This is a genomic window from Longimicrobiaceae bacterium (assembly GCA_035936415.1).
Classification (GTDB): Bacteria; Gemmatimonadota; Gemmatimonadetes; order Longimicrobiales; family Longimicrobiaceae; genus JAFAYN01.
Genome location: DASYWD010000203.1, coordinates 1 through 3,147 on the forward strand (window position 1 = coordinate 1; position 3,147 = coordinate 3,147).

3 protein-coding genes are annotated in these 3,147 nt (G+C 74.6%); all 3 read left to right on the forward strand.

The features are described 5' to 3' along the window. Positions 1-128 precede the first annotated feature (128 nt). Positions 129-527 (forward strand): ribosome silencing factor, encoded by a 399-nt coding sequence (gene rsfS, locus VGR37_07890; protein HEV2147310.1) that lies wholly within the window; start codon positions 129-131, stop codon positions 525-527. A gap of 175 nt (positions 528-702) precedes the next feature. Further along, entirely contained in the window at positions 703-2,463 is a 1,761-nt protein-coding gene (locus tag VGR37_07895) for a hypothetical protein (protein HEV2147311.1), read from the forward strand. Further along, the coding region (locus VGR37_07900; protein ID HEV2147312.1) for an AAA family ATPase at positions 2,460-3,147 on the forward strand (688 nt) is incomplete at its 3' end. The genes VGR37_07895 and VGR37_07900, both read left to right, overlap by 4 nt.

Here is a 3,147-nt window from a genome sequence, read left to right on the forward strand (position 1 = left end):
GGGGGGGGGCCCCCCCCACGCTGCTTCCTGCCCCGCGGATGGTCCCTATCTTGCCGTTCCATGCCGTGTCCCGCACCTTCCGCGGACACGTGCAGCTTTCAACCACGACGACCGCACCCCGCGCCCGGATGAGCGAAGCCGCAGTCGCGCCCGAAGCCCTCAAGGTCCCGCAGCAGGTCCGGCGGGCCGTGGACCTCCTCCTCGACCGCAAGGCCACGGACGTGGTCGTGCTGGACCTAGACCGGCTGTCCAGCGCCACGGACTGGTTCGTGATCGCCACCGGCCGGTCGGACACGCACGTGACGGCGATCGCCGACAACCTCATCGGCGAGCTGAAGAACGAGGGCGTCCGGCCCGTGAACGTCGAGGGCCTCCGCGGCGGCCGCTGGGTGCTGGTGGACTACTTCGATTTCGTGGTGCACGTCTTCCACCCGGCCGCCCGCGAGTTCTACCAGCTCGAGCGGCTCTGGGGGGACGCGCCCCAGCACCACGTCGCTCCCGAGGAGTCCGGCTCCCCGGCCTCCTGAGCTTCCGGCCGTGGACACACCTCCCGGACCCCCTCTCCCGCGGCGGAAGTGCTTGCGGGAGGCGCGGGTCCGTCTGTAGCTTTTCCCGTTCTCCCGTGTCGCCCGCTCCCTCGTCGCAGCGCGCCCCGTAGCGGTGTCCGCACCCTCGCCCCCGGAAGGGGACCTCCGTATCGACATGAGCGACTTCCCCCCGACCCTCCCCGGCGGTACGGCGCTGCCGCCCGTCCACCACCTGGACCCCGGCTCCGGCTCCCTCCCCGCTAAGCTGGAGTGGGCCGCCGCGCCGCCGGAGCCGGTGGTGCTGCTGGTGGACGCGGCGCGGGACCGGGCCTGGGCCGCGGACGCGGCGGTGGCGCTCGCCGCCGGCTGGGCGCGCGCGGGACGAAGGGTGGTACTGGCCGACCTGCACCTGGACGATCCGGTGCTGCACGAGCGCGTGGGGGTGCAGAACCTCGACGGCATCGTGGACGTGTTCCTGTACGGCGCCTCGCTGGCCCGCACGGCGCGTCCGATTCCCGGCCGCGGGTTCTACCTGATCTCCGCCGGCACCTACGCCGCCGAGCCGGAGACGGTGCTCCGCCACTCCCGCTGGCCGCGGATCGCGGCGGGGTTCAGCGACGCGCACGCCACCCTCCTCCTCTTCGTCCCCGCCGGCTCGCCGGGGCTCGCCTCGCTGGCCGGGTGGGCCCCGCCCGCCCTGGTGCTGGGCGAGCCGGACCCCGAGCTGCGCGACCGGCTCCCCGCCGGGCTGCAGGTGCGCGCCGTCGTGGCTCCGCCGGGCGCCACGCTCGCGGAGGATGCCGCCCTCGTCGGGGACGTCGCACCCGGGGGAGACGCCCTCTTCGTGGACGAGGTCGTCCCCGAGGAAGAGGCTGCCCCGCCGGACGACGGCTACACCCTGCATGAGGAAGACGCCGGGCCGGACGACTACACCCTGCTGGAGGAGGAAGCCCCGTCGGAGACCGCGTCCGACGGGACTCTCGTGGCGGACGAGGCCTCCGGCGCGGGCGGGCCCCGTGTGGAGGTGCCGCCGGCGGTGATCCCCTGGACCGACCCGTACGAAGAGCGCGCGGATCCGCTGCTCGGCGAGTACGCGGCCGGGATCCCGGCGAGCACCCTGCCGCCCGGCGCCGTGAAGTCGCGGGCGGTGGACCTCCGCGACCCGCCGCCCGCGGCGCCTGCGGAGCGCGGGCGCGAGGAGGTGGTGGTGGGGCCGGAACGGCGGAAGTGGCTCCGGCCCGTCCTGCTGGTGGTACTGGGAGCGGTGCTGTTCTACGCCGCCGGCTCTCTCCTGCTGGCGGCCAACCCCGGGCTCCTCGACGGCTTCCTGGGGACCGGCGGGTCCGGGGGCGAGGCGGCGCCCGCGGCCGCCACGGCGGAGCGGCGGGCTCCGGCTCCGGCAGCCGCCCCTGCGGGCGAGGCGCTCCCGTACTCGGTGCAGGCCAAGGCGTTCGCCTCGCTCCGCGCCGCCCGGCAGATGGTGGAGGGCAACTCCGCGCGGCTCTCCGGGGTCCCGCTCTACGTCTCCCCTGAGCCGGTGGAAGGGGTCGTGTACTACAAGGTGCTCGCCGGGATGCTGCGCGACACCGTGGAGGCCGCGGCGCTCCGGGAGCTGCTGGTGGAGGCGCGCGTGGTGGAGGCCTCGGACGCGCAGGGGGCGTGGAGCATGATGCAGTTCACCCCGCTCGCCTTCGACCTCGGCGAGGTCGCCGACCGCGCCGCGGCTCAGGCGCGCTCGGACTCGCTCCTGCGGGCGGAGGTCCCCTCGTACGCGGTCGCCGTCCCGTACGCGGACGGGAGCGAGCGCTGGCGGGTGTACGGCGGCGCCTTCCGCGACAGCGCCAGCGCCGAGGGGATGCGGCGCATCCTGGCCGACCGGGGGATCGAGGCGCGCCTGGTGGAGCGCGTAGGAGCCCCCGCGCCCGCGCCGAGATGAGGCTGCGGTCCCTCCGGCTGCACGGCTTCAAGTCGTTCGCCGACCGCACCACGATCGAGTTCCGCGACGGCGTCACCGCCATCGTGGGCTCCAACGGGTGCGGGAAGTCGAACGTCGCCGACTCCATCCGCTGGGTGATGGGCGAGCAGCGGGCGAGCGTCGTGCGCGGCGCCCGGATGGAGGAGGTGATCTTCCAGGGGACCACTAAGCGCCGTCCGCTCAACTTCGCCGAGGTGTCGCTCGTCTTCTCCAACGAGGACGGCCGGGTGGCGCTCCCGCAGAGCGAGATCGAGATCACCCGAAAGGTCTTCCGGGAGGGGGGGAGCGAGTACTCGCTGAACCGCAACGCCTGCCGCCTGCGTGACATCCACGACCTGCTGCGGGACACCGGGCTGGGCGCCAACGCCTACGCGGTGATCGAGGCGGGGATGATCGACTCCATGCTGAGCGAGCGCGCCGAGGAGCGGCGTTCCCTCTTCGAGGAGGCGGCGGGGATCGGCAAGTACAAGGACCGCCGCCGCGCCGCGCAGCGCCGGCTGGAGCAGGCCGAGGGCGACCTGCAGCGCCTGGGCGACCTGGTCGCGGAGGTGGAGTCCAAGGTGCGCTCGCTGGCCCGCCAGCGGCGCAGGGCGCAGCGCCACGCCGAGCTGCAGGCGCGCCGGCTGGACCTGGAGGTCGCCGTCG